This window comes from Bacillus sp. AFS023182 (assembly GCF_002560575.1).
GTDB lineage: Bacteria > Bacillota > Bacilli > Bacillales > Bacillaceae_G > Bacillus_A > Bacillus_A arachidis.
The window spans coordinates 1-24,883 of record NZ_NTRO01000052.1; the positions used below are offsets into that span (position 1 = coordinate 1).

Here is a 24,883-nt window from a genome sequence, read left to right on the forward strand (position 1 = left end):
GAGCTTTCAGAACATCAAGTTAATAAAATCATGGCAGAGTATGAAAATGGCGGGGAATGTGATTGGTGTGGTGAAATCAGAGAAGAATTAAGAGGACCTCATTTACTAGACTTTGTTCCTGGCAAAAAGATGTGCCGGAATTGTTGGGAAATGGATCGTAAGAATTATTTAGGTGCTATTGGTGAGGATATAGGTCCATTCGATAAACAAGAATAAGAGCAGCTAGCAAAAGCTAACTGCCTCTTGTACGCAAGAACAATACATTTATAGTATAAACAGGATTAGGAATATTATGCAGATAAAAAAAGAGCACTGTATATAAGTGCCCTTGAGAGGTAGGCGTAATACCAATCATAATCAGTATTAATATACGCTTAATATAATTAAAATGTGAAAAAAGCAGCTAGCAAAAGCTAACTGCTCGACTCCAATGGGGAACTGGAGAAAGATTGTATCTATAGTATTGACGGAATGTTGAGTTTTATTCAAGGGAGGATGCTATTTATTATGTAAGTAATAAGATGCAACTCCTATAAGAACTAAGGACTCACATAAAATCGCAAATATATTTTTTTGTGGTTTTCGCAAATCACTTATCAATGATAATAAAGCACCGATCCCTATAATAATCAAAAAAATAAGACTATATATATCAATCATTTTTATCACTCCTAATATTTGAATAATTTAATTATATATTAAATACTATTTTGTGGAAAAGATTGTTTAACAAAATAATCCTTTGATAGAAAGTGAGGAATAAAAATGGGTTTAGGAAATCGAGGAATGGCATTTGAGATGCTTATCAATCTATCCAATGAAATGTACCAAAGGGAGGGAGTGGCGCTTATAAACAAGCGTCCAACTCCCGTGAAGGTGTTAAAAAGCAAAGGTGGTCGAGTATTAAACGGATTCTACGAATCTAAAAGTACAGTGGACTATGACGGAGTGTACAAAGGACGAGCTGTTGCATTTGAAGCAAAGTCTACAGAGAGTCTAACACGATTCGATTTGAAGAACATTGCGCAACATCAATTAGATTACCTGGAGAAAGCAGAAAAGATGGGAGCTGTGTGTTTCTTCCTTATAGAGTTTAGTAAGGATAAGAAAGTGTTCTTGGTGCCTGCTTCAGTAATTCAATCTTATGTAAGGATGTCACACCAACCAAATGGGAAGAAGTCGATTCCAAGAGCAGACTTTGATATTTATGGATACTTAGTAGAACAAACAGAACGAGCACCAGTTGATTACTTGCAATACATCGATGAGACAGGATTGATTCCAGGGGTATTAGACGGAATGATTCAGATAGATCAGGACCATACGAGGATTACAAATAACATTGAAACAGCGAAAGAGAAGATGAGTAACAAGAAACGGAAATTATTAAAGGCCTAATGAATAACGGAACAATGCTTTACAGATGGTGGGGCTGTATGTAGGTGTTGTTCCCTTATTCAGAAGATGGATAGTAAAATTTCACATACCTTACAGGAAGTGAAAATAACAAAATTACAATAGGGGGATTTGCTATGACAAACTTTTATCAAAACTTAGGCGAAGAGATTGAAATGATGAAGATTCAACTGAAAGACCTGGAAATTGAACATAAATATTTGATGAAGAACATGGAAATGAATGCACCTAAATTCAATGGAGTAACAGACTATAGCAAGGATAGAGTTACAGGTGGACAGGTACCATTGGCATTAGATGAGATTGCAGGTCGTCATGATCAGATTATAGAGAAGTCACAGTACTTACAGCAGCGTATTGCTGCCAAACAGTCGGTAATGGACGAAGCTAAATTTGTTTTGGGTAATATGAAAGGGATAGAGAAGAAAATAACTTACTTACGTGATGTAATGGGGATGAATCTAAAAGAGGTTGCAGAACGTCTTGGATACACGCACCAATACATCAGAAAGATTAGTTGCAAGATGGACAAAAGAGTCAACACTCAGTCAACACAAAGGCAACACTGTTCTTGACCTAAAGGTGATACACTATTAGTAGTGAGAGGTGCACACGACACCATCTTACTCCTGTCATGATTCATGTTTTCCCAAAACATTTGAAAATGGAAATGGGTGATGGTTCTATGATTGAATGAATCGCACATTTCAAAACAAGTAACAAGTAATAAGAACAATAATGCATCGTTAATTTGAGCACATTACATTTTCTAGTGATTACTCACGAATCTTCACTAGGCAGAGAGCCTTCGCTCTTTGTTTGAGCCAATACAGCGGAGACCATCCCCTCCGTACCCCTGAAACTGTGTTGGTTCACGCAAGGCGCGGAAACGTCTTACAAAATAATATTTTGTATTTGATCCACGCTTTGTAAATGATTAGAGAGTTCCCATAGCTCTCTTTGGGCATATAGTACGCTGTACGTCGAAAGAGGACTGGGATACCTCGAAGGCTGCACTGAGCACAACATATATAAGTCTACGGACGTAAAACGAGAAGATTCTTGGTCTTCTCCCAGTCATTGACGTAAACCGCGTAGGTTAAATTATATAGTGCGATGATTGGGAGAGGGTTGAGAGTAATCTCATCCTATAATTGATTCATTTCGAAATTCCCCTTTCGTGAATGTTTCTCTCCCATCCCCTTTAGAGCTGTCACTTCGGTGGCGGCTTTTTGTTTTGTAGGATTTTCCTATTTTCTGTTGAATAGATAAGGGGAAAGGGGATGATCGTATGAGAGTGTTTTTTAGGAATAAATCTGGAGAAATGATTCTTGACGCGAAGAATGAGGATGTAGCTAGTTTAATGGCCGTTTTGAAAGAAACTAAAAGTATTAAGATTGGCCTCTTCAATTATGATGTAAAGAAATATAAATTAGAGTATTATCGACATCCAAAAAATGAGGAACCAGAAAGAGAATTAAACATTATATTGGAACGTAACTATAATGATAATAATTGACAGCATCCATAACGGGTGCTTTTTCTTTGTTATATAGAAATTACACATTAAACCAGTAAAACTTTGAATGAGACAAGCATATACTAATAACTGAACACGACGTATTCATTCTTTATAATCGTATTGGACGAGCACCTTATAGGGCTCTTTTTTTATTGCACATAAGGAATTCCTGAACATACAATATCGAGTCAATGCCAACCAACTTATTCCTTTTCCGAGAGCCATATATTCCGCTATAAAGCTCTTTTATGTTGCGCCATTAGAATGGGCAGGGCATTGTCGTATATTTAATACTCAGAAGCTTAGGGCACTTTATAGTGTTCTTTTTTTATTGAACAAAATGGACATTTGGTTAGGAGGATGAATGATGATGGACTTTGGTTCTGCATTAGAATTATTAAGACAAGGTGAGAGAGTTGCACGTAAAGGTTGGAATGGAAAAGATATGTTCCTGTATCTGATTAACGGTGAAAAATTATCCGAGGGTTTGAAATATGGATACGGAGAATATTTAGGAGAACCTATATTTGTTGATACCATCGCAATGAAAACCGCGCAAAATACAATTGTTGTTGGTTGGCTTGCTTCACAAACTGATATGTTAGCAAATGATTGGATTGAACTGTAATTGATTAAACCAATATCAATTATCGTAGGCGCTACCGTGATCGGTTTGGTGTCTTATTTTATTTTGAAAAGGAGATGAGAAAATGTTGAAAGGATTAGGAGCTGTGTTTTCATTAGCTATATTAGGAATTTTAATTCTGTCGTTTGGGACATGGTCAGCCATTTGGTTAGGGTTGGCGTGGATTATTAGTTTTGTATTTAAACTGGATGTAAGTTATATGACAGTGTTTACAGTGAGTTCGATTGCATGGGTATTAGCTATTGTTGTGAAAAGTTTATTTGCTTATTTAGGTAAGAAAGCTGTAGACAAGTTTATGGATTAATTTGTTGTTAAGGAAGTGACATCATGGAGCAATTCGGATGGTTTGTTGCTGGATTTATAGTTTGTTTGCTAATCATGATTCAGTTCATTAAGGCGAAGGAAGTTAAGGAATTGGATTGATAATTAATGATAAGGGGTGAGGGGATGAGTAAAGAAACGTGTATTTATTGTGCTGGTCATGGGAAAAGACACAATGGTTATTTTGAATACCCATGTAATCATTGTAGAGGTACAGGTGAAGTGCGGAAAAATAGATTCTCAGAATTTATCCCGCTACCCAACAAAACAAACAAACTCAACGAACAGAAATAAAAAAATATTCCGAATGTAATTTAATGGTGATTGTATAACATACAAAACATTGATAAATCAACCTTTGACTTTGTTATTCACGATATGATACATTGAATGTATTACAATGTGAGTTTAACAGGGGATAAAGGGGGATTTTTGGAGTGGAGATCGTGAATCCAATTCGTAGCTTAAAAGAGATTGAGGACATGAAAGAATGTTTGCTAATGAAGTCGTATCGTGATTTTCTCTTATTTGTGATGGGGATTAATACTGGGTTGAGAATAGGAGATTTGTTGAAGCTTAAAGTAGGTGATGTGAAAGATAAAAATCACATTCGGATCAGAGAGCAAAAGACAAAGAAAAACAAACAGTTTCCTATTACACATATTAAAGAAGAAATAGATCGTTATGTAGTTAACAAAGGTGAAGATGAATGGTTATTCCCTTCTCGTAAAGGTGATAAGCCGATTACAAAAGTTCAAGCGTATCGCATTCTAAATAAATGTGCGGATATGGTTGGATTGGAGAATATAGGAACACATTCGATGCGAAAGACATTTGGTTACCATTACTATAAGAAGACAAAAGATGTAGCATACTTAATGACAATCTTTAATCATGCTTCTCAAGAAGTAACGAAACGATATATCGGGATTACGCAAGATGAGATAGATGCATCGATGCAAGGTTTCAAGTTATAAAACAGTCCTTTGTGTTATTCTAGAAGAAAAGGGGATGAGAACGTGATTACTAAAGATATAACTAAGGATCTAAAAGAATTGAAAATCAATGGTGAAGAAATTGATTTTACCGATGCGTCAGTAAGGTTGTTAGAGAACACCAGAAAAGAATGGGTAAATGCTATAGAATCCATAGATGTTATAGAATGGGAATGGCAAGTATCAGTGACTTCTTATAAACAAAACGGATTTGAAATGGGTGTTCCTGTTGATGTAGTTGCGGTAATTAAAGAAGATGATAAATTGATTAAAGGTACAATTGTTCTTGAAAACATGGAAACTGAAGCGTGTAGCGATTTATATAAAGAGGAACTGCACTTTATTGGTGTGAGCAAATTGGATGGGTATGACGGCGAGGTAAAACCATCTGATGAGAACGTAATACCGTCATGGCAACCGTGGTATTAGAATAATATGAAGTCTTTCTAAAAGTAGCGAATCCGCTGCTTTTTTATTTTATATAAACAAAAAGAACCTGTTAAATACAGATTCTTTTTCGATAATGATTTATATAAGTAAGACCCGAAAATATAATACAATGCTTTAAATATGAATTCAAGAGAAAAAGAACCCGCTGGAGTCGGGTCCTTTCAGAAGTGATGATGTGTTCTCTGCTGCAGATAGAGAAAAAACACAAAAATATAATACAACGATGTACAGTGAATTTCAATACTAAATTTAGGGATTACCGCGAGGTGGTGAATATGGCTAGGCAACGAAGCCCAGATCGTGATAAAGCGTTTGAAATGTATAAAGCGAGTAAAGGTGAGAAGCCACTTGTTGAGATAGCGAATGAATTAAATCTTAGACCATCGCAAGTTAGAAAGTGGAAATCACAAGATAAATGGGATGAACAAATGAATGGTAACGTTACTATTGCGAAAAGGAGCGTTACCAATGTTAAAAACCCCAAAACAAAAGAAAAGCTGAAAGAGATTTTGGAAGATGAGGAGCTGACCGAAAAGGAACGGCTCTTTTGTTTGTATTTTGTGAAATACTTCAATGGTACGCAAGCTGCAATTAAGGCTGGATACACCAAAGAGAGCGCTCATGTACAAGCTAGTCGATTGCTAAGGCGTGAACGAGTTTCTTCCTATATAAAAGAGCTTAAGGGTGAGTTAGTTGAAAATGTATTTGTAGAAGCGATGGATGTATTGAAAGAATACATTAAGATTGCTTTTGCTGATATTACTAATTACATTACTTTTGGCCAAAAAGAAATTGAAGTTGAAGTTGGCGAAAATACAACGTTTGATGAAGAAGGAAACGAAATTACTGAGACAATAACAGAGGCTAGATTGGTTAATTACGTCGATTTACAAGACCATGATATGGTAGATGGTTCGATTATTACCGAAGTGAAGCAGGGAAGAGATGGTATTTCCATTAAGCTTCCTGACAAGATGAAAGCATTGGATAAATTGGCTCAATACTTTGACTTGGTACCAGATAACTTCAAACGACAAATTGAAGAGGAACGTCATCGTATGCAGATAGAAGTGCAGAAGGTACATGTCGAGAAGACTAGAGCTGAGATTAAGGAACTTACAGATGATTCTAATGGTAACAGTCGCGTCATCATTGTAAACGACAAGGACGCCATGAGGAAGGCGATGGAAAATGACCAAGACAGTTAATATCATGGACCTGATGAACGTCAATTTCTATTCGTTATGGCTTGCTGAACAGTCTCATATCGTCGCAAAAGGTGGCCGTTCTTCTATGAAGTCATCCGTTATCTCTATGAAGCTTGTGACGGATTTCTTAGACGATGAGCAGGGTAATGTGGTTTGTTTGAGAAAAGTCGGCAAATACCTTTCTACTTCTATTTATGAGCAAATTAAATGGGCCATATATATGCTTGGTGTTGAGAGTGAGTTCTACTTTGGAAAGTCACCATTAATAATAAGGCACAAGCGAACGAATACAGCTTTTTACTTCTATGGCTGTGATGATCCATTGAAACTTAAGTCAGCTAAGATTGCCAAAGGGTACGTCATGGCGCTATGGTTCGAGGAAGCAGCGGAGTTTGCTGGTGTAGAGGATATCGATATCGTTGAGGATACTTTCATTCGTCAAGAAATCGAAGGTAAGGAAGTAAAGGTATACTTCTCATACAACCCACCGCGAAACCCATACAGTTGGATTAATGAGTGGTTGGATAGCAAAGCAGGAGACGAAGACTATTTCATTCATCATTCAACTTACATGGATGATAAAAAGGGCTTCTTATCTCAGCAGATGATTAGGAAGATTGAGAAGTATAAGGTTTATGACTTAGATTATTGGCGCTGGATGTATGGCGGTGAAGTCATTGGTTTAGGTGATATGGTGTACAACATGAATCATATTCAAGAAATCGATGAACTGCCAAATGATGATGACATTATTTTGATTGATACAACATCCGATACAGGTCACCAGGTATCTGCTACTACTCATTTAGCGCTTGGATTTACCAAGAAGAGAAATGTTATCTTGCTTGATACCTATTACTACAGTCCTGCTAATAAAGTAGTTAAAAAGGCTCCAAGTGAGTTATCTAAGGACTTAAAAGAGTGGCTGGATAGTACAGTTAAAACGTACAACAGATATTTTGATAAGCAAACAATTGACTCTGCAGAAGGTGCACTGCGAAATCAGGTTTTTAAAGATTATGGTATAAGGCTGCATCCAATAGCAAAGAAAAAGAAAATAGATATGATCGATAACGTCCAGGACTTATTAGCGCAGGGGCGTTTCTTTGTATTGAAAACAGAAAGAAATAAGATTTTTATAGAAGAACACAAGAAGTACCAATGGGATGCCGATAGCTTGCAAAGTGATGATCCAAAGGTAATCAAGGTAGACGATCATACTTGTGATGCATTCCAGTACTATGTTAACGATAATTTGCAGAAACTTGGATTAAAATTTTAGGCGGTGAAAACATGTTTGGGAACATCGTTGCAAAGGTAAGGAGGTGGATGTACAAATTGGGTCTGATTAAAGGGATTAGCAATGTGGTAGATATGAAAGATGTTATGATAACTGATTCTATGTACAACAGCATTGAAAAGTGGAAGCAGTTGTATATGGGTTATTATCCTAAATGGCATGATGTCACTTATCAAACTGTAGATGGTAACTCTCATAAACGTAAAATGAGAAGTATGGGGATGTCGAAAGTAATCTCGTCAGAAATGGCTAATCTTGTATTCAATGAGAAATGTGGAATTAGTTTATCCGATGAAAAAACTCATGAATATGTAAAAGAGGTCCTTGAAAATAGCTCTTTTTACCTGCAATTTCAGAATTACTTAGAGTATATGTTTGCTTTAGGTGGTATTGTTGCTAAAGCGTATGTAGATGATCAAGGCGTTCGAATTGGTTTTGTGAATGCGGACTGCTTCATTCCAACAGCTGACAATGGAAAAACAGTGACTGAAGGTGTCTTCGTAAATGAAACAAGGAAGAACAATAAAAGATATACGTTGCTTGAATGGCATAGGTGGATAGAGGATAAATACGTAATCCGAAATGAACTATATGAATCTGAGAGTGCAGAGTTAGGCGTAAATATTCCTTTATCTACTATGTATCCTGACTTAGAAGAAGAAGTGGTAATTAACGACTTAAAACGTTCCTTGTTTGTATATATCAAGCCGAACTTAGCTAATAACATTGAATTAACTAGCAATCTGGGTGTAAGTATCTATTCTTCTGCTATAGATACGTTACATGAATTAGATGTAGCTTTTGACTCGTTCGAAAGAGAGTTCAGATTAGGTAAGAAACGTATTATTATTCCTTCAAGCGCAGTAAAAACGATTGTAGATCCTTTAACAGGGCAGATGCGTCGGTATTTCGATGCGAATGATGAAGCGTATGAATCGTTAGAATTAGGTATGGATAGCGACACTATAAAAGAAATATCATTTGAATTACGTGTAGATGAACATATAGCTGCTATTAATGCATTGCTAAATGTCTTATCAATGCAGACAGGGTTCAGCACAGGCTCATTTACCTTTGATTCTGAAGGATTAAAAACGGCTACTGAGGTAGTGAGCCAAAACAGTAAAACATACCGAACTCGAAACGGACACATAACAATCATTGAAGAATCATTAAAAGATCTGATAACAGTTATTTTAGAGGTTTCAGAGCTATATGATCTGTACTCTGCTCCAGAAGATATTGAGGTATCAATAAACTTCGATGATAGCATTGCAGAAGATAGAAACACTAATGCTACCTATTGGCTTGGGTTACTTAGAGAAGGTGTTATTCCGAAAAAGTTAGCTATGCAAAAAATCTTGAAAGTTACTGAAGAAGAAGCGAATAGGATATTCCAAGAAATACAGGAAGAAAATAAGATAGTTCTTCCAGAAAATGTTGATTTCTTTGGGATGAACAATAAACATCAGAATACTAGTCCAGGAGATGAAGGGTAATGGCACTCCCTCCTGAGAAGTTACAGCAACTCTCTATGTTTGTAGTAGATATCTACAACGCAATCGAAGAAGAGTTACTTTTAAACATGGCAAGAATTCTCAAGTATGATATGGAATTACTATTAACTGCAGATGATTTCAAGGAGTATCAGCATTGGCGTGTTGTTCAGTTGAATAAGCTTGGTAAGTTAAATCAGCAACAAATGAATACAATGGCCCGTTATAGTGGTAAAACAGCTGAAGAAATACGAAAGATGTTAGAGGCTGCTGGATTTACAGCAGTTGAACAACATGAAGCGTTATATCTAGAAGCAGTGCAAGCAGGGAGTTTAGTTGCCGCGCCAGCGATGTATACAAGTGCGGCGTTAATAGGCATTCTTAATGCTTACGAACAACAGGCGTTAGAGACGTTTAATCTAATAAACACAACAATGCTTAAACAATCACAGCAGGTCTATTTAGACATTTTAAACAAGACAGTAGGTAAACTGTTAGGTGGCGTCATAACGGCACAACAGGCGCTTAGGCAAACAGTTTCGGAGTGGGCTCAACGTGGAATACCTGCTTTGATTGATAAAGCAGGTAAAAGATGGAGTACAGAAGGTTACGTAAATATGGTAACTCGTTCTGTTAGCCAAAATGTAGCAAATGAGATGCAAATGACTCGTATGGATGAATACGATGTGGACCTTATAGAAGTAAGTTCACATATTGGTGCAAGACTCCGATGTAGCCCGTATCAAGGTCGTATTTACTCTAAAAGTGGTAAAAGCAGGAGATACCCTCCATTCTCCAGTACATCATATGGTGAAGCGGCAGGGTTATTAGGTGTGAATTGCCGTCATGTTATTTATCCTTATATACAAGGGAAATCAACTAAGCGTTATGAACCATATGACGATGAAGAGAATGACAAAGTATATAAGGAAAGCCAACAGCAAAGACACCTGGAACGGCAGATTAGAAAAGCTAAAAAAGAAGTAAAGGTTATGGAAGCATTAGGTGATGTGGAGGGTGTGAAAGAAGCGAAGAACAAGGTTTCGCAACGCCAAGCTGCTATGAGAGATTTTCTAAAAGAAACAGGTAGAAAGAGAAATTATAACAGAGAACAAATTGTTTAGGAGGAATGAAGCGTGCTAAAACCATTAACTTATAGATTGCGATTAAAAGAAAACAGAATGCAGTTCTTTTCTGAAGTTAGAGACAATCCGCCAGCAACTACACCGGAGGGAGGTGATCCAAATGTAGCGAATCCAGAAACTACACCACCAGTAAATCAAGAACCACCTGCACAACCGCCAGTTACTTTTACACCGGAGCAGATGGAAGAAGCAAAACAACAGCAAGAAGCGGCATTTCTTAAAAAGTTAGGTGTAGAAAACTTAGATCAGCTCAAACAATCATTAAAAGGTTGGAATGAGTACCAAGAATCACAGAAAACAGAGCAAGAAAAGACAAATGAAAAATTAACAGCCTTTGAGACTCAATTACAACAAAAAGAAGAGTCTCTTTTCAATTTACAAGCAGAAAACGCTGCGATTAAGTCAGGTATAACAGAAGAAAAGAACTTAAATGCAGTTATTACTCTAGCAAAAACAAAGGTTAGTGATGATGTAGATATTACAAAGGCTATTGAAATGGTAGTTGAAGAGTTTCCTCACTTTAAAGGTATAGTGGAAGAACCCCAAGGAACTCCAAAGCCTACATTTACAACTGGTCAGCATCAAAAGAAAACACTGACTGAAGCAGAGCAATGGGCTGCAGCATTTAAATAGATTTAATTAAATTAAAAATAGGAGTGATTTATTAATGGCAAAACCGAATTACGCACAAAATTACCAACAGGCGTTACAACAGAAGTTTTCGCAGGGATTAAGCTTCATTGAACTGTACGATACACCGAATAACCAAAATATCAAATGGATAAATGCTAAAACTATCCAAATCCCACGCGTTACTACAGGTGGATTTACTGATGTGGATCGTGATGTTGTAGGAAGTTATACACGTCGTGCCGATAATGATTGGGAAACAAAAACTCTTACTCATGACCGTGAATACAAAACACTTGTTGATCCACAAGATGTCGATGAGACAAATATGGCTCTATCAATTTCAAATATTACTCGAGTGTTTAATGATGAACAAAAAATTCCGGAAATGGATAAGTTCATGGCTTCAAAATTATATTCCGAATTCGGTTCATATGGTCAAACAGCTAATACAACAGCGTTAACAGTGGATAATGTATTGAGTGTCTATGATGATTTCATGATGGAGATGGATGATGCTGAAGTACCTCAAGAAGGGCGGATTTTGTATGTAACTCCACAGGTCAAAAAGCTTCTAAAACAAGCAAAAGACATTCAACGTAGCTTAGATGTTGGTGCTAATAACGGAAATGTTGATCGTAATATTTACTCGCTTGATGACGTGAAAGTTAAAACAGTTCCGTCTTCTCGCATGAAGACTGCATATAACTTTACAAATGGGGCAGTACCAGATGCAGCAGCTAAACAAATTAATATGATTCTAGTTCACCCATCGACAGTCATTTCACCACAAAAATACGAATTTGTAAGTTTAGATGCACCGAGTGCGACTACTTCTGGTAAATGGTTCTACTACGAGCGTAAATATTGGGATGCATTCTTAATTGAAAAGAAAGTGCCTGGTATCAAGTTTAATATTGTAGGAGCAGGAGCATAAGAGAGGACTTAATTGTTCTCTCTTTTCTTAATGAGAGGAGAATGTAAATGAGTAATGTTGTAAAGGTAAAACGATTAAATAAGACATTAAATATTGATAAGGACCGTTTAGCTAGTTATCTGCTTGATGGTTACGACCAGATTGATGAAGAGGGTAACATTGTTACTCGCGCAACAGGTGGACGTAATGTTTCGTTGGCAGAATTAAATGCTGCATTAGATGAAAATGAAAAGCTAAAATCTGAAAAGAGCAAACTGAAATCAGAAGTTGCTAAGTTGAAAAAGGAAGCTGCAGCTAAGTAGGTGATCGTATGGCATATATAGATGCTGATTACTACAATAACGATTATGAAGGGACTCCGGTGTCAGATGTAGCGTTATTGAACAGGATGATTAAAAGAGCCAGTGAGCAGATTGATAGCATCACAGGTTACAAATTACAAGGAGTTGACTTCGATAAAGTCGCTCCTTTCATTCGTGATCAAGTCAAAAAAGCTACTGCAGCACAAGTTGAATTTCTAGCTATTAACGGCATTACTTCCGCTACTGTAAGTGAAGGTGGCGGAGGTTTTTCTATTGGTTCTTATTCTGAAAATGGAATGAGTGCAGGGGCAGTGGAAGCGCCGAGTTATTATGATCGTTATGCGATTACTGTGGTTGATTACTTACGGCCGACCGGATTACTGTATGCAGGTGTGTGTGTACATGGCTAAACCAATTAGACGTTCACTATTAATTCATACAGTGGAATATTTGGGGTATAAGGGTGAAGATGACACTTGGGGTGGAAATGATAACTACAAACCACCCGTAACAATTGAAAGAGTTCGAATTGAATCTAAAAAAACAGTCGTTATGAACAGTAATGGAGACAGTGTTGTAATGCAAACACTGTTGTTTCATGATGCGGTGCATTCGACTCCTGTTACTTTCAAAGAGAAGTCGAAAGTCATACTTAATGGGAAAGAAATGACCGTTAGCAAAGTCAGTGACTTTTATGATCGTAGTAATCTTCACCATGTGGAGGTGCTTTTAGTTTGATAAGAGTAAACATTCAATTGGATACACAAGCGATTGAAAGCAAGGTATTAGAAGCGACTGAAAAAGCACAATTCGTATTAGATCAGCAGATATTGAAAGATAGTAATTATTTTATACCAAAAGATACAGGTGAGTTAGAGCGTTCTTCTATTCGATTCAGTAGACCTGGAGAGGGTCATATAGAATGGAATACTCCATATGCAAGAAGAGTGTATTACAATCCGCAATACAACTTTTCTAAAGACGTGAATCCTAATGCGAGAGGCTTATGGTTTGAAGAGGCAAAAGCTAGACATGTAATAGATTGGGCAAGAATCGTAAAAAACGAGATTAATCGGAACTTATAGGAGGACAAACATGATATGGCTAATTGAATCAATCAAGAAGCATCTAACTACTTCTTTGCAGCCAAACATCCTATTCGCTCCAATAAAAGCCGATTTATTAGATATAGGAGTAAATGATGCACCACGAAAAAGTATTGCTATTAGGATGATTCCATCCGCGCCAGGGGAACAGTATTACGAAGGTGAAATTATCAACAAACAAATTCAAATTCTCGCAAAAAGTAGTAATCAACTTGAGGTAAACAACACAGTTGAATTTATTACAAGAGAACTAAATAACGTTCAAAGGCGTAATTTTAACGCTATTGACGATTCATACACACTCAGAAGGCTCAACGTATATGTTGAGCCTAATTTCGTTGAGAAAACAGCAGCAAACGAGCATATATACACCGCACTTTTTTCTGCGGAATTAGAAGTAGGAGGTCAATAATATATGTCATTTTTATTAAACCACGGATACAAATTTGAAGTTGATACTGCTCCTGGAACTGAAACTCCTAAAAAAGAACGTATCGCTAAAGGTATTACATCTGTTGATCCAGACAATAACGAAGAAACAGAAGAAACGTATTACTACGATGGCGGCGGTGCTGCTGAACGTGATATTACAGGTTTCATGATGTCATATGCATTTGAAGGTCATCGTTTTTATGGTGATAAGGCACAAGATTACATCTTTGGTTTATCAAATAAAGTTGGTCCTGCTCGCAAGACAACATTCACAGTTACTGAGCCGAATGGAGATAAGTGGGAAGGCCCTGCAACTATTTCTGAAATTAAAGCGCCAGGTGGAGATGCTAATAGCAAAGGTGAGATTGAATTTACAATCTCATTTGACGGACAACCAACATTTACAAAAGCACCTGTTACACCTTAATTAAGAGTCGTTAATACGGCTCTTTTCTATTTACCTAATAAAAAGGAGATGCACGCATGACACAATTTAAATTTGAATTTGAAAAGACTTATAAAGAAGTAGATATCGCTGGTGAAATTCATAGAGTTGAGTTTAATGATGAAGCATTATCTAAGCATCAAAAGGCTATTAAACGCTTTGATAAAGGCATTAAAGAGGTTACAGAAAGTGTTAAGGATTACGAAAAAGCGACTGATGAAGCAATTGAAGCGACTGCACAAAAACAGAAAGAAGTTACAAAAGATATTGTAGAAACATTCCTGGGTGAAGGGACCTTTGAAAAGTTGTACGAAAAAGCCGGAAAATCCGTTATGAACCTAATGGAACTTGTACATTACTTAATTTCCATTTATGCGGAAGAAAATGCTAAAAAGACAGAAAAAGCACGTGAAAAATACTTAACTAATGTGAAGAAATAATGTTGAAGTTAACTGAACGTGATTATGACTTTTATATGTGGAATGACGTTCGCTTTGAATTAAATCTTGCTTATGATAACGTGCTTTTATTATTTGAACTATTTGAGGATGAGAGTATTAGTGAACAATTAAAATTTGATATTGCATTGAGTATGTTAGTTGTTGATAAATTAACACTTAGCCAGTTGAATGGCGAGCAAAAAACTCAATTAATTATTGATATTTTAAATTCTAAATTGGATATTGATTTGAAAGCTTTAGAAAAAAGGAAAGAAGAAAAACAAGAAGAGGAAAAAGAGCCGACGATTCCTACTGTAGATTTCGTAGTGGATGCAGAGCGGATTTTTTCCTCTTTTTTGTTTGATTACAATATCGATTTAATTGAGCAACAAGGAAAGATGCAGTGGAACAAATTTATCGCTCTTTTCCGCAATCTTTCAAGCAAATCACCAATGGGACAAGCGTTATATTACCGTACTTGCGAAATACCACCAAAAGATAAACACAATGCAGATGAACGCAAACGGATTAAGAAGATGAAAGCCGTGTATGAACTGCCAAAAGCTAAAGAAATAAGGGAACAACAAGAATTTGAAGCGTTCCAAAAAAGAATGGAAGCGCAAAAGGCGCAAATCGGAGGCAGGTGAAATAAATGGCCGACGGAAGAGTCGAGATAGATACCAGGTTAGATACTGGGAACATTCGAAGAGATGTACAGCGTGTAAATGACGAGCTGAATCATATTGGGGATGGAGTTGCAGAGTCTACTAGAGGGTTAACTGATGAAGTGGGAGATAGATACGATAGTTTAGGTAGACGTATCAGATATGTATATAGAGGTACTTCAGAAGAAGCAAGAAGAATGTATAGTGAAATGGCGAGCGCTCATAGGCAACAATCAATCGCTATGCGTGGTGCGAGAGACCAAATGGTTGAAATTAAATATCAATATTTTAAGCTGGCACAATCTGCACAAACATACTCTGGAACGATAGATGAATTCATGGAACTGCTTGAACAACTAGGAGCGGAACAAAAAAGTGTAACTGATCAAATGATAAATGCTAATAGCTTACAAATGACTTCGATGCTACAAACAGCTGCAACAATGATGAACATGACAACACAAGCGCAGCGTATCACTCAAAACTATGAGCGCATGGCTAATCCTATGTATACAGTTAACAGAGCAGGTTTAGCTATTGCAAATTCGATGAACCAAATTGCTAATAGAGGTAACGCAGCTGTATTAGCATTAAAAATGTTAGGACCAACAGCGAGCATGAAATCTCTTTTAAATATGCAAGCGATGATAAATCAAGGTTTGATGAGGTTTCAAACGGTCGCATTAGCGGCAGCAGCAACAGGCGCTGCCTTATATACAAGTTTATTCAAAGCAGCGGCTGGACCAGATCCAGCAGAAGTTCGCAGTCAAATGGCAGAGGTAACTGCTGTATATGCTGAGGAGTTAGATAAACGTACAAATGAAATTAAAAATTTCGCTAATATATTTGAAGAAGTTCAAGTGCAAGCGGTTAGTCCCGCAAAGCTAATGAAAAACCTCCAAACACAAACAGAAGTATTAAGAAACTGGATAAGTAATCTTAAAGAGTTAACGGCTCGTGGTGTTGATGAAGGCTTAATTAAAGAGCTACAACAAATGGGGCCAAAAGCAGCTAATGAAGTGGCAGCGTTAACGCAAATGACACAGGAAGGTTTGAATAATTATGTAGCTTTGTGGAGAGAAAAAGGACGCCTAGCTAAAGAACAAGCAATAGATGAATTATCACAATTAAAAGAATCTACAGATAGAAAAATTAAAGAACTGCAAGATTCTTTAACTCCATTAGGATTAGCTTGGGAAAGAATGAAAAATGCTTTTGTCACAGCTGTTCAACCTATGGTCGAGGCGTTCGGAATGCTTATGACCCCAATAGTGAATTTCGCGGCGAAATTTTTTGAACTTGTAACGGCATTCAATGAAGCTCACCCTAAATTAGCATTAATAATACAAGCTATTATCATGTTAGTCCCAGCTCTTACATTACTTTTATCCCCTTTAGCTATTGGTATTGGCTTATGGAACGGTATGCTTGCTGCATGGTCCTCTATCTGGATGTTAATCTCACCCCTAGTAACGGGTCTAATGGCAATGAGTGGAACTGTATGGCTTGTATCCGCTGCAATAGTCGGATTAGTAGCAGGGATAATGTATCTTTGGAATACAAGCGAAGGGTTTAGAAATACAGTTATTGCAGGATGGGAAGCTATTAAAAATGCAGCAATAACAGTGTGGAATTTTATCCTTAATAATGTGTTAATCCCAATTTGGGACGCAATAAGTATATACTTCAAACAAATTTTAGACAAACTTCTTATATGGTGGAATGAAAACGGTCAAATGATCGCAGATGCTGCGAAAAACATTTGGTCTTTTATATCTAGCATAGTATCTGGAGCGATGGATGCTATTCTAGGAATCATGCAATTTGTATGGCCAGTCGTGAAATTTTTAGTAGAGGGAACATGGGAAGCTATTAAAAATTTGATAAATGGAGCAGTTAATACAATTCTAGGAATAATAAAATTCTTTTCTGCTTTATTTACAGGAAATTGGTCAGAGATGTGGGAAGCGACAAAAGAAATTGTATTTGGAGCTCTTGAATTTATTTGGGGATACCTCCAGTTATTTGGTGTGGGAAAAGTACTTAAATTCCTAGGAAAATGGGCTGGTGATGTTATTTCTAAATTCAGTTTTATGTGGACGTATATCAAAAAAGTATGGAATGATGCAATTTTTGAAATCTGGTACTTTTTTGCTACGAAATTCGAGGCAATGTCTAAATTCGCAAGTTCAATCGGAAGTTCAATATCATCTGTTTTTTCCTGGATGTGGAATATTATTTCCAGTTCATTTTCTAGTGGGTTAAATTATGTTGGTAAAATCGTATGGAATGGATTTAAAAGTATCCTTGATTTCCTTACTGGATTAGGTACGACATTCTATAACGCTGGAAGAGGTTTAATTGAAATGATAGCAAAAGGCGTTATGTCCGCTTTTGGTGTAGTCAAAGACGTGATAAATTGGGTTGCACAACAAATTCGTAATTTCTTACCTTTCTCTCCAGCGAAAGTAGGTCCTCTTTCTGATTTAGACCATTTAGATTTTGGTGGACCGATCAGTGACAGCATCGAATTAGCATTTCCAAAAGTGCAAGGATTGCTAAATAAAATGTTAACATTACCTAACATTGAGCAAAATGTTTCCTCTAGCTCTCAAAGAACAAACGGAAATGATAATCAGCAAATACAAAGACCTATAAGCCTTACTTTGAACTATCAAGGTGATAATCCGCAAGATGCTGCGAAAATGATGGACATTATTGAAAAAGAATTATCTAGTCGCATGGGAATGCAGTCGTATTTAGTAGGTGAGAAGTAATGATTATACAACGAAATGGAACAAAATATGATACAGCTGAATATGGATTAAGGCTTGTTAAACTGAAACATCCTTCGCCATCTTATGAAACAACACGGGAAAAAGTAGCAGGTAGAAATGGTGAGATTAATTTAGGAACAACAACCGGAACAAGAAGAATAATCGGCGTGTTTAAAATGGTTTCTAGAGATCACTATGATTATGCCTTATTACGTAATGAAGTATTCTCTTTATTCGATTGTGAAGAGAGTTTTTACATCATAGAGAAAGTCGAACCAGGAAAACGATGGCTAGTGGAAACTGATTCATATGAATTAAATCAAATAAACTTTCAAAGCGCAACCATCGAAGTTCCGTTTGTATCTTCACTAGGATATGCTGAATCCATTGGAACGACGAATAATCCATTCACATTTGATGCTGGATTATGGCAAGCTGGACAAGGGTTTTACACCCATACAACACCGACATTTAGTATTTATAATGCTGGTAAAGTAACCATTAATCCAAGGTGTTTGCCACTACTAATCAAATTCACTGGTGCATCTAATAACTTAAGAATTAGAAATAAAACAACAAGTGATGAATGGTCATATACAGGAACTACTTCATCTGGACAAGTAATCCAATTAGATGGTATAAGAAGCACCAAAAGCGGTGTATCAATTTTTAGAGATACAAATAGAAATTTAATCACAATAAAACCAGGGTGGAATGACTTTGAAATTATAGGGGCTATAAGCCCTTTTTCTATTTCATTTGATTTCCGGTTTTATTATTCATAGGAGGCGATATCATGAATGTATTAGCTATTACGGATGTATTAGGAAATACAGAGCCTCTTGTTGGTGTCAATGGTCTAACTAGAACAAGAAAGGTTAATGGCGAAAAAACACTTAGTTTCACTGTTATACCGACTGCCATAAATGAAGTATCATTTTCTATGGTTCAAGAAGAAAGCAAAATTGAACTAGATGGTGAAACATATGTCATTAAGCAAGTCATAGAGCGTTCTATAGGTAAAACATTTATTAAAAAATGTGAAGCTGTACACTCTTTCTTTGTTGATTTGATAAATAGTTATGAATACAACACCCATGATGGTTCTATGACATTCAATGCAGCATTATCTATGATATTTCTCGAAACTCCATATAGATACTCTATACAAGATTCATTCTACGCAGAGGCATTCGAAAACTTTGGCGATGATAATCGATTATCTTTATTTCAAAAAGTGTTAGAAAGATATGGAGCAGAGTTTTATTTAAATGGTAATCAAGTAGTTTTAAAGAAGAAAATCGGTAATGATACAGATTTCCAGTTTCGTTACAGTTATAACATCAAGACATTAGAAAGAACGATTGATACAAAAGGATTAAGCACATATATCAAAGGATACGGAAAAGACATAGAAGCAGAGTATACAAGCCCTAACGCTGCTGTATTCGGTAAATTACATGCAAAACCGGTACGAGATGATAGATATACAAATATGAATAGTTTAATGTCTCGTATGAAAAGCGAGTTACAGGACGAACCTTTGGTAAGCATAACAGTTGATTTTGTCGATATGCGGCGTGTGGGGTTTCCTTACGATGTCCCAAATGAAGGTGATCGAGTTCCGCTTATTTATGAACCTATGGGAATTAATGTAGATACGAGGATAATGCAAGTAGAAGAAGAGTTCGATGATAACTTAGAAATAATCAATTCTAATGTAACACTTGCAAACTACAATAAGAGCCTTTCAGGAACAATTTTTCAGACTGTACAAAAAGAAATGAGCAAGATTGTTGATGATGATGGAATAGTAAAAAATAGCGCATTGAATCAAGCTATACAATCAGCTACTACAGCAATCAATAACAGCATGACAGAATTAGAATATCCCCCAAGTGGCGGTATTATCGCAAGAAGTAAAAAAAATCCTAACTATATCGTTAGATTTACATCAGAAGGTATTGGTGTATCCATGGACAATGGCAGAACATATAAAACAGCTATGACGGCAGAAGGTATAGTGGCTGAACTTATACAAGCAGGAGAAATTAGTGGTTCAACCTTAAGAACATCCAGCGGTTCTAACTACGTTCACATAGAAAAACAATTCATTCGCTTGATGGAGTCAAACTTAACCAGAATGTTTCTTGGATACTACATTAACCTATCTGGTAAGCTTCAACCCACAATATTAATGCATGAAAATATTACTACTGATAAATTCCAAGAGGGAACATTAGTAATTGCACAGTTGAATCAAGGGACATATTACTCTGCAAACTTTGGTATTTCTAAAGGCGAATCAGCAGAAGGTAACACATACTACCCAAGTAATTTAAGGCTCACTTCTCAAGGGAATACATTTCTCCATGGAGATAACGCATTAACATTAGAAGGTAAGCAAAGTTTAGTGTTGAAATCTGATAAACAACTTACTGCAAATATAAATACATTACGTTTAGACTCTACTAGTCATGCCGATATTATTACTGGCGGAGAGTTATTTATGAAATCCGCTGGTAAAACTACTAATATTTCAAATGCGGGTATCGTAACTCAAGCTGCTGCTGGCATTACTTATTATGCGAATAATGGGACGTTTTGGGTAGAAGCTTCGAACGGAGTAACGTTCAAAGTTTCAAATCCATCAAATTCGTTCTATGTTGAAGCTCCACAAGCTGTTTTTAAATGTCAGGTAAGAACAGATGGAGTTAATGTGGCTGGTGGATCTCCTGACTCGATTGGAACGATTAAGTACATGAATGGATTCAAAGGTTGGGGGTATTATGGTCACATCGGATCAAGTGGTTGGGCGAACTTCACTATAACAGTTTAGGAGGATAATATGGCATATCAATATTTAGGTGTTACAGTAACAATTGGAGAAGACGGTTCTGTAAAAGTACCATTAGATAAATTACAAGATATTGGAGTTAAACCTGGTGATGTTATCGAGATTTTTTCGGACCATGACCAGGTTTATTTGCGTAAAACAGATACATTCTGTGATATGTGTAAAAAGAACGCGCATTTGCATAAACTACAAACTTTGCAAGTTTGCTCTGATTGTTTAGTTGCGTTACAACAACAAGCTTCTCAAGGGCAAAATAACCCAACAGATTGATAGGTAATAAAAAAATAAAGAAAGGGGTGTACCATGAGAAGCGAAAAAATCACAATAGATTTAACTAATAATCTGTTCACTAAAAAGATCTATGCAAGACAGAATGATAAATACGGTTTAAAATTAACAGTTTACTTAAAAGAAAATGAAAGAACCGTGGATTTAACTGGATACACTGTTAAGTATGAAGCAATAAATAACAAAGGTAATTTTGTTCGAGATGATGCATTAGTTATTAATTCTACAGAGGGAATAATTGAATATACATTTTCAGCAGCAGCAGTCTCGTCTCCTAATGAGTGGACTGCTTATTTTGTTTGCGAAAAAGGAAACATTACAGAACGTTTTAGTACACCAGATATAAAGATTATCTTAGGTAATGATGTGAAGCAAGGGAATATAGGGATTGAAAGCTATATTTCAGATTTTGAAAAAGCTCTTGAATCTGTAGCTGGTTATCGAAAAGAAATTGATGATACAAATAAAAAAATCGTAGAGCTAACAAATTTAATTAATGCAAAAAATGTTCAAGTACCAAAAATCACAACAGATGTGGGCGGTGCGTTACTTTCGGTTAGTGATGCTACCAAAAATATTCTTGATGAAATTGTATCTAGAGGACTAGGAATAAACACAATTTATTGTCATGGCAGCGTACAAGGTAATACACCTAATGCTAAATCCTGGCGAGGTATCTCATTTATAAATTCCCCAACTTTCGGATTTGTTATTGCGAAAGATTATCAAAACAAATTTTTTACAAATTACATCGACAATGGTACTTGGCTTGGGTGGGAAGAGCATGTAACGTTAAATGACTTACTTAAAACTCTTAATGGATGGAAATTTACAACTACTGCATTACAACTCAATGGTAAAAGTATTTTAACGAAGATAGCAACAGGATTTTTATTTGACGATAATTTGCAGATTTCTGGTGTTTTGAAACAATCGACAGATACAGACTGGGTCAACGTTACACCAATTAATGGCGTGTTAAACCAATCAGGGAAAACATCGAAAATAAAACGAATAGGTAGTACAGTATGTCTTAATATGAATGTAACTGGGGTAAAAAACAATCAAATTATCGCTACACTTCCAGCAAACTTTCGACCAACTAGTGATTTAACATTCTCAGCTACCTATGTTTTAAGTAATCTTGATACGACTGCAGGTTTTATTACATTAAAGACTGACGGGTCTGTCCATTGTGAATGGATTGCGGAAGGGACAAACCCTTTGAGATATTGGTCATTCACACTCACATACATCATTTAAAAAGAATAGGAGATTTTCAGATGAAAACTTTGTATTTATATGATAAGGAAACAGGCGCTTATACAGAGACCAAGGCAATATCCCCGGTTTTTAAGTCGTTGAATAAATTAGAAGATAGAGTTAGAACGATAGATGTTCCCGAAATCATAACGGTCAAAACTACGATTCGATACCTTGATGATAATCAAGTTTATCAAGAAAAAGAAGTTGACCGAGTGAAGTTGCAATATCAAACAGAGGAATTCAAGTACCAAGAAGAGGTTTTTGACAGGTATATAGAAGTTTACGAATATCCAGAATGTTATACAGAAGTTCCTTTGCCAATTCCAAACTGGAAACCAGTTTGGGATGGAGAAAAGTGGATTGAAACAATTACTGAAGAAGAATTGGAAGAAATGAACAAACCGGAACCACAAGAGCCGACCGAATTAGAAAAGTTACAAGATCAAGTTGAGTTCTTGACAGATCAAGTAGCTGAATTGAAACTAAGCTGATGGAGGTGGTAGTGATGTCCGTAGCGCAAAGTGAATATGAAGTTTGGAAAATGTTTTGGTACTGTGGAGTATCTGTAAATAAGATGTTACGAGCTGTTAAAAAAATTCATCACAATTGCTGAATTTGAAGAGATTACAAAATTGAATTTCTATGAAGAACTACAAAAAGACGGGACGGTCATAATTGATTGGCTCGAACAGTAAAGCGTACAGAAGTAGGCTTTTTTATTTTGAAAAGGAGGAAATAAATTGGATCGTATCGATGTATTAACAAAATCATTTATAGCTGCTTTTGGTGGCTTTTGTGGATATTTCTTTGGAGGGTGGGACGCTATGTTGCAGATTTTAGTCACAATGGCAGCTATCGACTACATCACAGGCATGATTGCAGCAGGATATAACGGGGAACTAAAAAGCAAAATTGGTTTTAAAGGCATCGCTAAAAAAGTGGTGCTTTTTTTAATTGTCGGAGTTGCAGCGCAGTTAGATACAGTTTTCGGAAGTAATAGTGCTATTCGTGAAGCGACAATCTTCTTTTTTATGGGTAATGAGTTGTTATCAATTTTAGAAAATGCAGGTCGTATGGGGATTCCTTTACCTCAAGCATTAACAAACGCTGTTGAGATTTTGGGTGGTAAACAAAAACAAAATAAAAAGGGTGATGCTTAATGAAAAAATCATTCAAACTAGCTTCCTCTGTATTATTGACTTTATTGCTCCTGTTTAGTTTCACTACAGGGGCTTTTGCTGATAGAACACTTATTATCGATGGTTTACCTAAAACACCATATCGTGGCGGTGTAGGAGCTTATGAGGGCGTTGTAGCGCATAGTACAGCAACTCCAGAAGCACCAGCTATTAATATTCAAAAGTATGAAACTCGTACATGGCGTTCAGCTTTTGTACATTATGCTGTCGATTGGAACGAAACAATACAAATTGCTGATACGAAATATATTGCTTATGGTGGTGGCCCTGCTGCTAATAAACGTTTTGTACATGTAGAGCTTTGCGAAACAGCAGATTACGATAAATTTAAACGCAGCTATGATAAATACGTGAAGTTACTTGCTAAAATCTTGAAAGATAACAATTTATCAGTCGAAAAAGGATTATGGACTCACTATGATGTGACGAAGTATCTTGGCGGCACAGACCATGAAGATCCGCTTAATTATTTATGTAGTCATGGTGTATCAGAAGCTCAATTTAGAGCAGATGTGCAACGGGCATATAATAATTCTAATGTTGAAGTTTCTGTTCCAAAGCAACCATCCAAACTGGGTGAACCTGTCGCTAATGTAGAAGGCATTGCATACATCAATGGATATAATGTGAATCTTCGCAAAGGACCAGATGCAAGTTACTCTGTTATTCGCCAGTTGAACAAATCGGAAGCTTATAAAGTATTTGGTGAAAAAGATGGTTGGCTAAACCTTGGCGGTGAGCAATGGATTAAATACAATCCTTCTTATGTAAAATTCGATAAGAAAAGCACAGTAGATTCATCTATTGTAGGCAAACGTGTCGTTTCTAAAGTGGACAACCTACGTTTCTATGATTCTCCATCTTGGCAGGATAAAGATGTTGCTGGAACTGTAGATGCAGGATTAGGATTCAAGTTTATTGATAAAGTGTCTGTGAATGGTTCATCACAGTATAAAGTGCAAAACGGCAGAGGTAATGTATATTACATTACAGCTAGTCCGTATTATGTACAATTAAAATAAAAAAGCCAATTCCTATGT

30 protein-coding genes are annotated in these 24,883 nt (G+C 36.4%); all 30 read left to right on the forward strand.

Translation table 11 applies throughout. The features are described from left to right. A partial coding sequence (locus tag CN288_RS20230; RefSeq protein WP_141527991.1) for a hypothetical protein occupies positions 1 to 216 on the forward strand: 216 nt, incomplete at its 5' end. A 549-nt stretch (positions 217 to 765) separates the two neighbouring features. Then, on the forward strand, positions 766 to 1,398 hold the full coding sequence (recU, locus tag CN288_RS20235) for a Holliday junction resolvase RecU (protein WP_098302964.1): 633 nt from the start codon (positions 766 to 768) through the stop codon (positions 1,396 to 1,398). Between the two features lie 134 nt (positions 1,399 to 1,532). Next, on the forward strand, positions 1,533 to 1,991 hold the full coding sequence (locus tag CN288_RS20240; protein WP_098302965.1) for a helix-turn-helix domain-containing protein: 459 nt from the start codon (positions 1,533 to 1,535) through the stop codon (positions 1,989 to 1,991). 716 nt (positions 1,992 to 2,707) lie between these two features. Next, positions 2,708 to 2,935: a hypothetical protein gene (locus tag CN288_RS20245; RefSeq protein WP_098302966.1), complete on the forward strand. Its 228-nt coding sequence runs from the start codon at positions 2,708 to 2,710 to the stop codon at positions 2,933 to 2,935. A gap of 367 nt (positions 2,936 to 3,302) precedes the next feature. Continuing rightward, positions 3,303 to 3,566, forward strand: a complete 264-nt coding sequence (locus CN288_RS20250; RefSeq protein ID WP_255260023.1) for a DUF2829 domain-containing protein — start codon at positions 3,303 to 3,305, stop codon at positions 3,564 to 3,566. A gap of 82 nt (positions 3,567 to 3,648) precedes the next feature. Then, positions 3,649 to 3,888, forward strand: coding sequence for a hypothetical protein (locus tag CN288_RS20255; protein ID WP_098302967.1), 240 nt, complete (start codon positions 3,649 to 3,651; stop codon positions 3,886 to 3,888). 454 nt (positions 3,889 to 4,342) lie between these two features. Beyond that, positions 4,343 to 4,882, forward strand: a complete 540-nt coding sequence (locus tag CN288_RS20260; RefSeq protein ID WP_098302968.1) for a site-specific integrase — start codon at positions 4,343 to 4,345, stop codon at positions 4,880 to 4,882. 42 nt (positions 4,883 to 4,924) lie between these two features. Then, positions 4,925 to 5,329, forward strand: coding sequence for a hypothetical protein (locus tag CN288_RS20265; protein ID WP_098302969.1), 405 nt, complete (start codon positions 4,925 to 4,927; stop codon positions 5,327 to 5,329). Positions 5,330 to 5,625: 296 nt separating this feature from the next. After that, entirely contained in the window at positions 5,626 to 6,558 is a 933-nt protein-coding gene (locus CN288_RS20270; RefSeq protein WP_098302970.1) for a terminase small subunit, read from the forward strand. Then, positions 6,542 to 7,840: a PBSX family phage terminase large subunit gene (locus tag CN288_RS20275; protein ID WP_098302971.1), complete on the forward strand. Its 1,299-nt coding sequence runs from the start codon at positions 6,542 to 6,544 to the stop codon at positions 7,838 to 7,840. The genes CN288_RS20270 and CN288_RS20275 overlap by 17 nt, the downstream gene beginning before the upstream one ends. Positions 7,841 to 7,851: 11 nt before the next feature. After that, on the forward strand, positions 7,852 to 9,357 hold the full coding sequence (locus tag CN288_RS20280) for a phage portal protein (protein WP_098302972.1): 1,506 nt from the start codon (positions 7,852 to 7,854) through the stop codon (positions 9,355 to 9,357). Then, on the forward strand, positions 9,357 to 10,478 hold the full coding sequence (locus CN288_RS20285) for a phage minor capsid protein (protein WP_098302973.1): 1,122 nt from the start codon (positions 9,357 to 9,359) through the stop codon (positions 10,476 to 10,478). Before CN288_RS20280 ends, CN288_RS20285 begins: the two co-directional genes overlap by 1 nt. 12 nt (positions 10,479 to 10,490) lie before the next feature. Next, on the forward strand, positions 10,491 to 11,132 hold the full coding sequence (locus CN288_RS20290) for a hypothetical protein (RefSeq protein WP_098302974.1): 642 nt from the start codon (positions 10,491 to 10,493) through the stop codon (positions 11,130 to 11,132). 34 nt (positions 11,133 to 11,166) lie between these two features. Next, complete coding sequence (locus tag CN288_RS20295) at positions 11,167 to 12,066, forward strand: capsid protein (protein WP_098302975.1); 900 nt, start codon at positions 11,167 to 11,169, stop codon at positions 12,064 to 12,066. A gap of 47 nt (positions 12,067 to 12,113) precedes the next feature. Then, positions 12,114 to 12,368: a hypothetical protein gene (locus tag CN288_RS20300; protein ID WP_098302976.1), complete on the forward strand. Its 255-nt coding sequence runs from the start codon at positions 12,114 to 12,116 to the stop codon at positions 12,366 to 12,368. Positions 12,369 to 12,376: 8 nt separating this feature from the next. Then, complete coding sequence (locus CN288_RS20305) at positions 12,377 to 12,778, forward strand: hypothetical protein (protein WP_098302977.1); 402 nt, start codon at positions 12,377 to 12,379, stop codon at positions 12,776 to 12,778. Then, on the forward strand, positions 12,771 to 13,106 hold the full coding sequence (locus CN288_RS20310; RefSeq protein WP_098302978.1) for a putative minor capsid protein: 336 nt from the start codon (positions 12,771 to 12,773) through the stop codon (positions 13,104 to 13,106). The genes CN288_RS20305 and CN288_RS20310 overlap by 8 nt, the downstream gene beginning before the upstream one ends. Then, positions 13,103 to 13,453 (forward strand): minor capsid protein, encoded by a 351-nt coding sequence (locus tag CN288_RS20315; RefSeq protein WP_098302979.1) that lies wholly within the window; start codon positions 13,103 to 13,105, stop codon positions 13,451 to 13,453. Before CN288_RS20310 ends, CN288_RS20315 begins: the two co-directional genes overlap by 4 nt. Positions 13,454 to 13,463: 10 nt before the next feature. Further along, positions 13,464 to 13,886, forward strand: coding sequence for a phage tail terminator protein (locus CN288_RS20320; protein ID WP_098302980.1), 423 nt, complete (start codon positions 13,464 to 13,466; stop codon positions 13,884 to 13,886). 3 nt (positions 13,887 to 13,889) lie between these two features. Continuing rightward, on the forward strand, positions 13,890 to 14,333 hold the full coding sequence (locus CN288_RS20325) for a phage tail tube protein (RefSeq protein WP_098302981.1): 444 nt from the start codon (positions 13,890 to 13,892) through the stop codon (positions 14,331 to 14,333). A gap of 56 nt (positions 14,334 to 14,389) precedes the next feature. Beyond that, positions 14,390 to 14,791, forward strand: a complete 402-nt coding sequence (locus CN288_RS20330) for a hypothetical protein (RefSeq protein WP_098302982.1) — start codon at positions 14,390 to 14,392, stop codon at positions 14,789 to 14,791. Then, complete coding sequence (locus CN288_RS20335) at positions 14,791 to 15,438, forward strand: Gp15 family bacteriophage protein (RefSeq protein ID WP_098302983.1); 648 nt, start codon at positions 14,791 to 14,793, stop codon at positions 15,436 to 15,438. The genes CN288_RS20330 and CN288_RS20335 overlap by 1 nt, the downstream gene beginning before the upstream one ends. Positions 15,439 to 15,443: 5 nt before the next feature. Continuing rightward, a complete protein-coding gene (locus CN288_RS20340) occupies positions 15,444 to 18,233 on the forward strand; it encodes a phage tail protein (protein ID WP_098302984.1) in 2,790 nt (929 codons plus the stop codon). After that, positions 18,233 to 19,018 (forward strand): phage tail family protein, encoded by a 786-nt coding sequence (locus CN288_RS20345; protein WP_098302985.1) that lies wholly within the window; start codon positions 18,233 to 18,235, stop codon positions 19,016 to 19,018. The genes CN288_RS20340 and CN288_RS20345 overlap by 1 nt, the downstream gene beginning before the upstream one ends. Before the next feature lie 11 nt (positions 19,019 to 19,029). Continuing rightward, positions 19,030 to 21,072, forward strand: coding sequence for a phage tail protein (locus CN288_RS20350; protein ID WP_098302986.1), 2,043 nt, complete (start codon positions 19,030 to 19,032; stop codon positions 21,070 to 21,072). Between the two features lie 9 nt (positions 21,073 to 21,081). Further along, positions 21,082 to 21,360 (forward strand): transcriptional regulator, encoded by a 279-nt coding sequence (locus CN288_RS20355; RefSeq protein ID WP_098302987.1) that lies wholly within the window; start codon positions 21,082 to 21,084, stop codon positions 21,358 to 21,360. 33 nt (positions 21,361 to 21,393) lie between these two features. Next, positions 21,394 to 22,641 (forward strand): BppU family phage baseplate upper protein, encoded by a 1,248-nt coding sequence (locus tag CN288_RS20360; protein WP_098302988.1) that lies wholly within the window; start codon positions 21,394 to 21,396, stop codon positions 22,639 to 22,641. Between the two features lie 20 nt (positions 22,642 to 22,661). Further along, positions 22,662 to 23,135: a hypothetical protein gene (locus CN288_RS20365; protein ID WP_098302989.1), complete on the forward strand. Its 474-nt coding sequence runs from the start codon at positions 22,662 to 22,664 to the stop codon at positions 23,133 to 23,135. Positions 23,136 to 23,384: 249 nt separating this feature from the next. Beyond that, on the forward strand, positions 23,385 to 23,804 hold the full coding sequence (locus CN288_RS20370; RefSeq protein ID WP_098302990.1) for a phage holin family protein: 420 nt from the start codon (positions 23,385 to 23,387) through the stop codon (positions 23,802 to 23,804). Next, positions 23,804 to 24,865: an N-acetylmuramoyl-L-alanine amidase gene (locus tag CN288_RS20375; RefSeq protein ID WP_098302991.1), complete on the forward strand. Its 1,062-nt coding sequence runs from the start codon at positions 23,804 to 23,806 to the stop codon at positions 24,863 to 24,865. Before CN288_RS20370 ends, CN288_RS20375 begins: the two co-directional genes overlap by 1 nt. Positions 24,866 to 24,883: the final 18 nt, after the last annotated feature.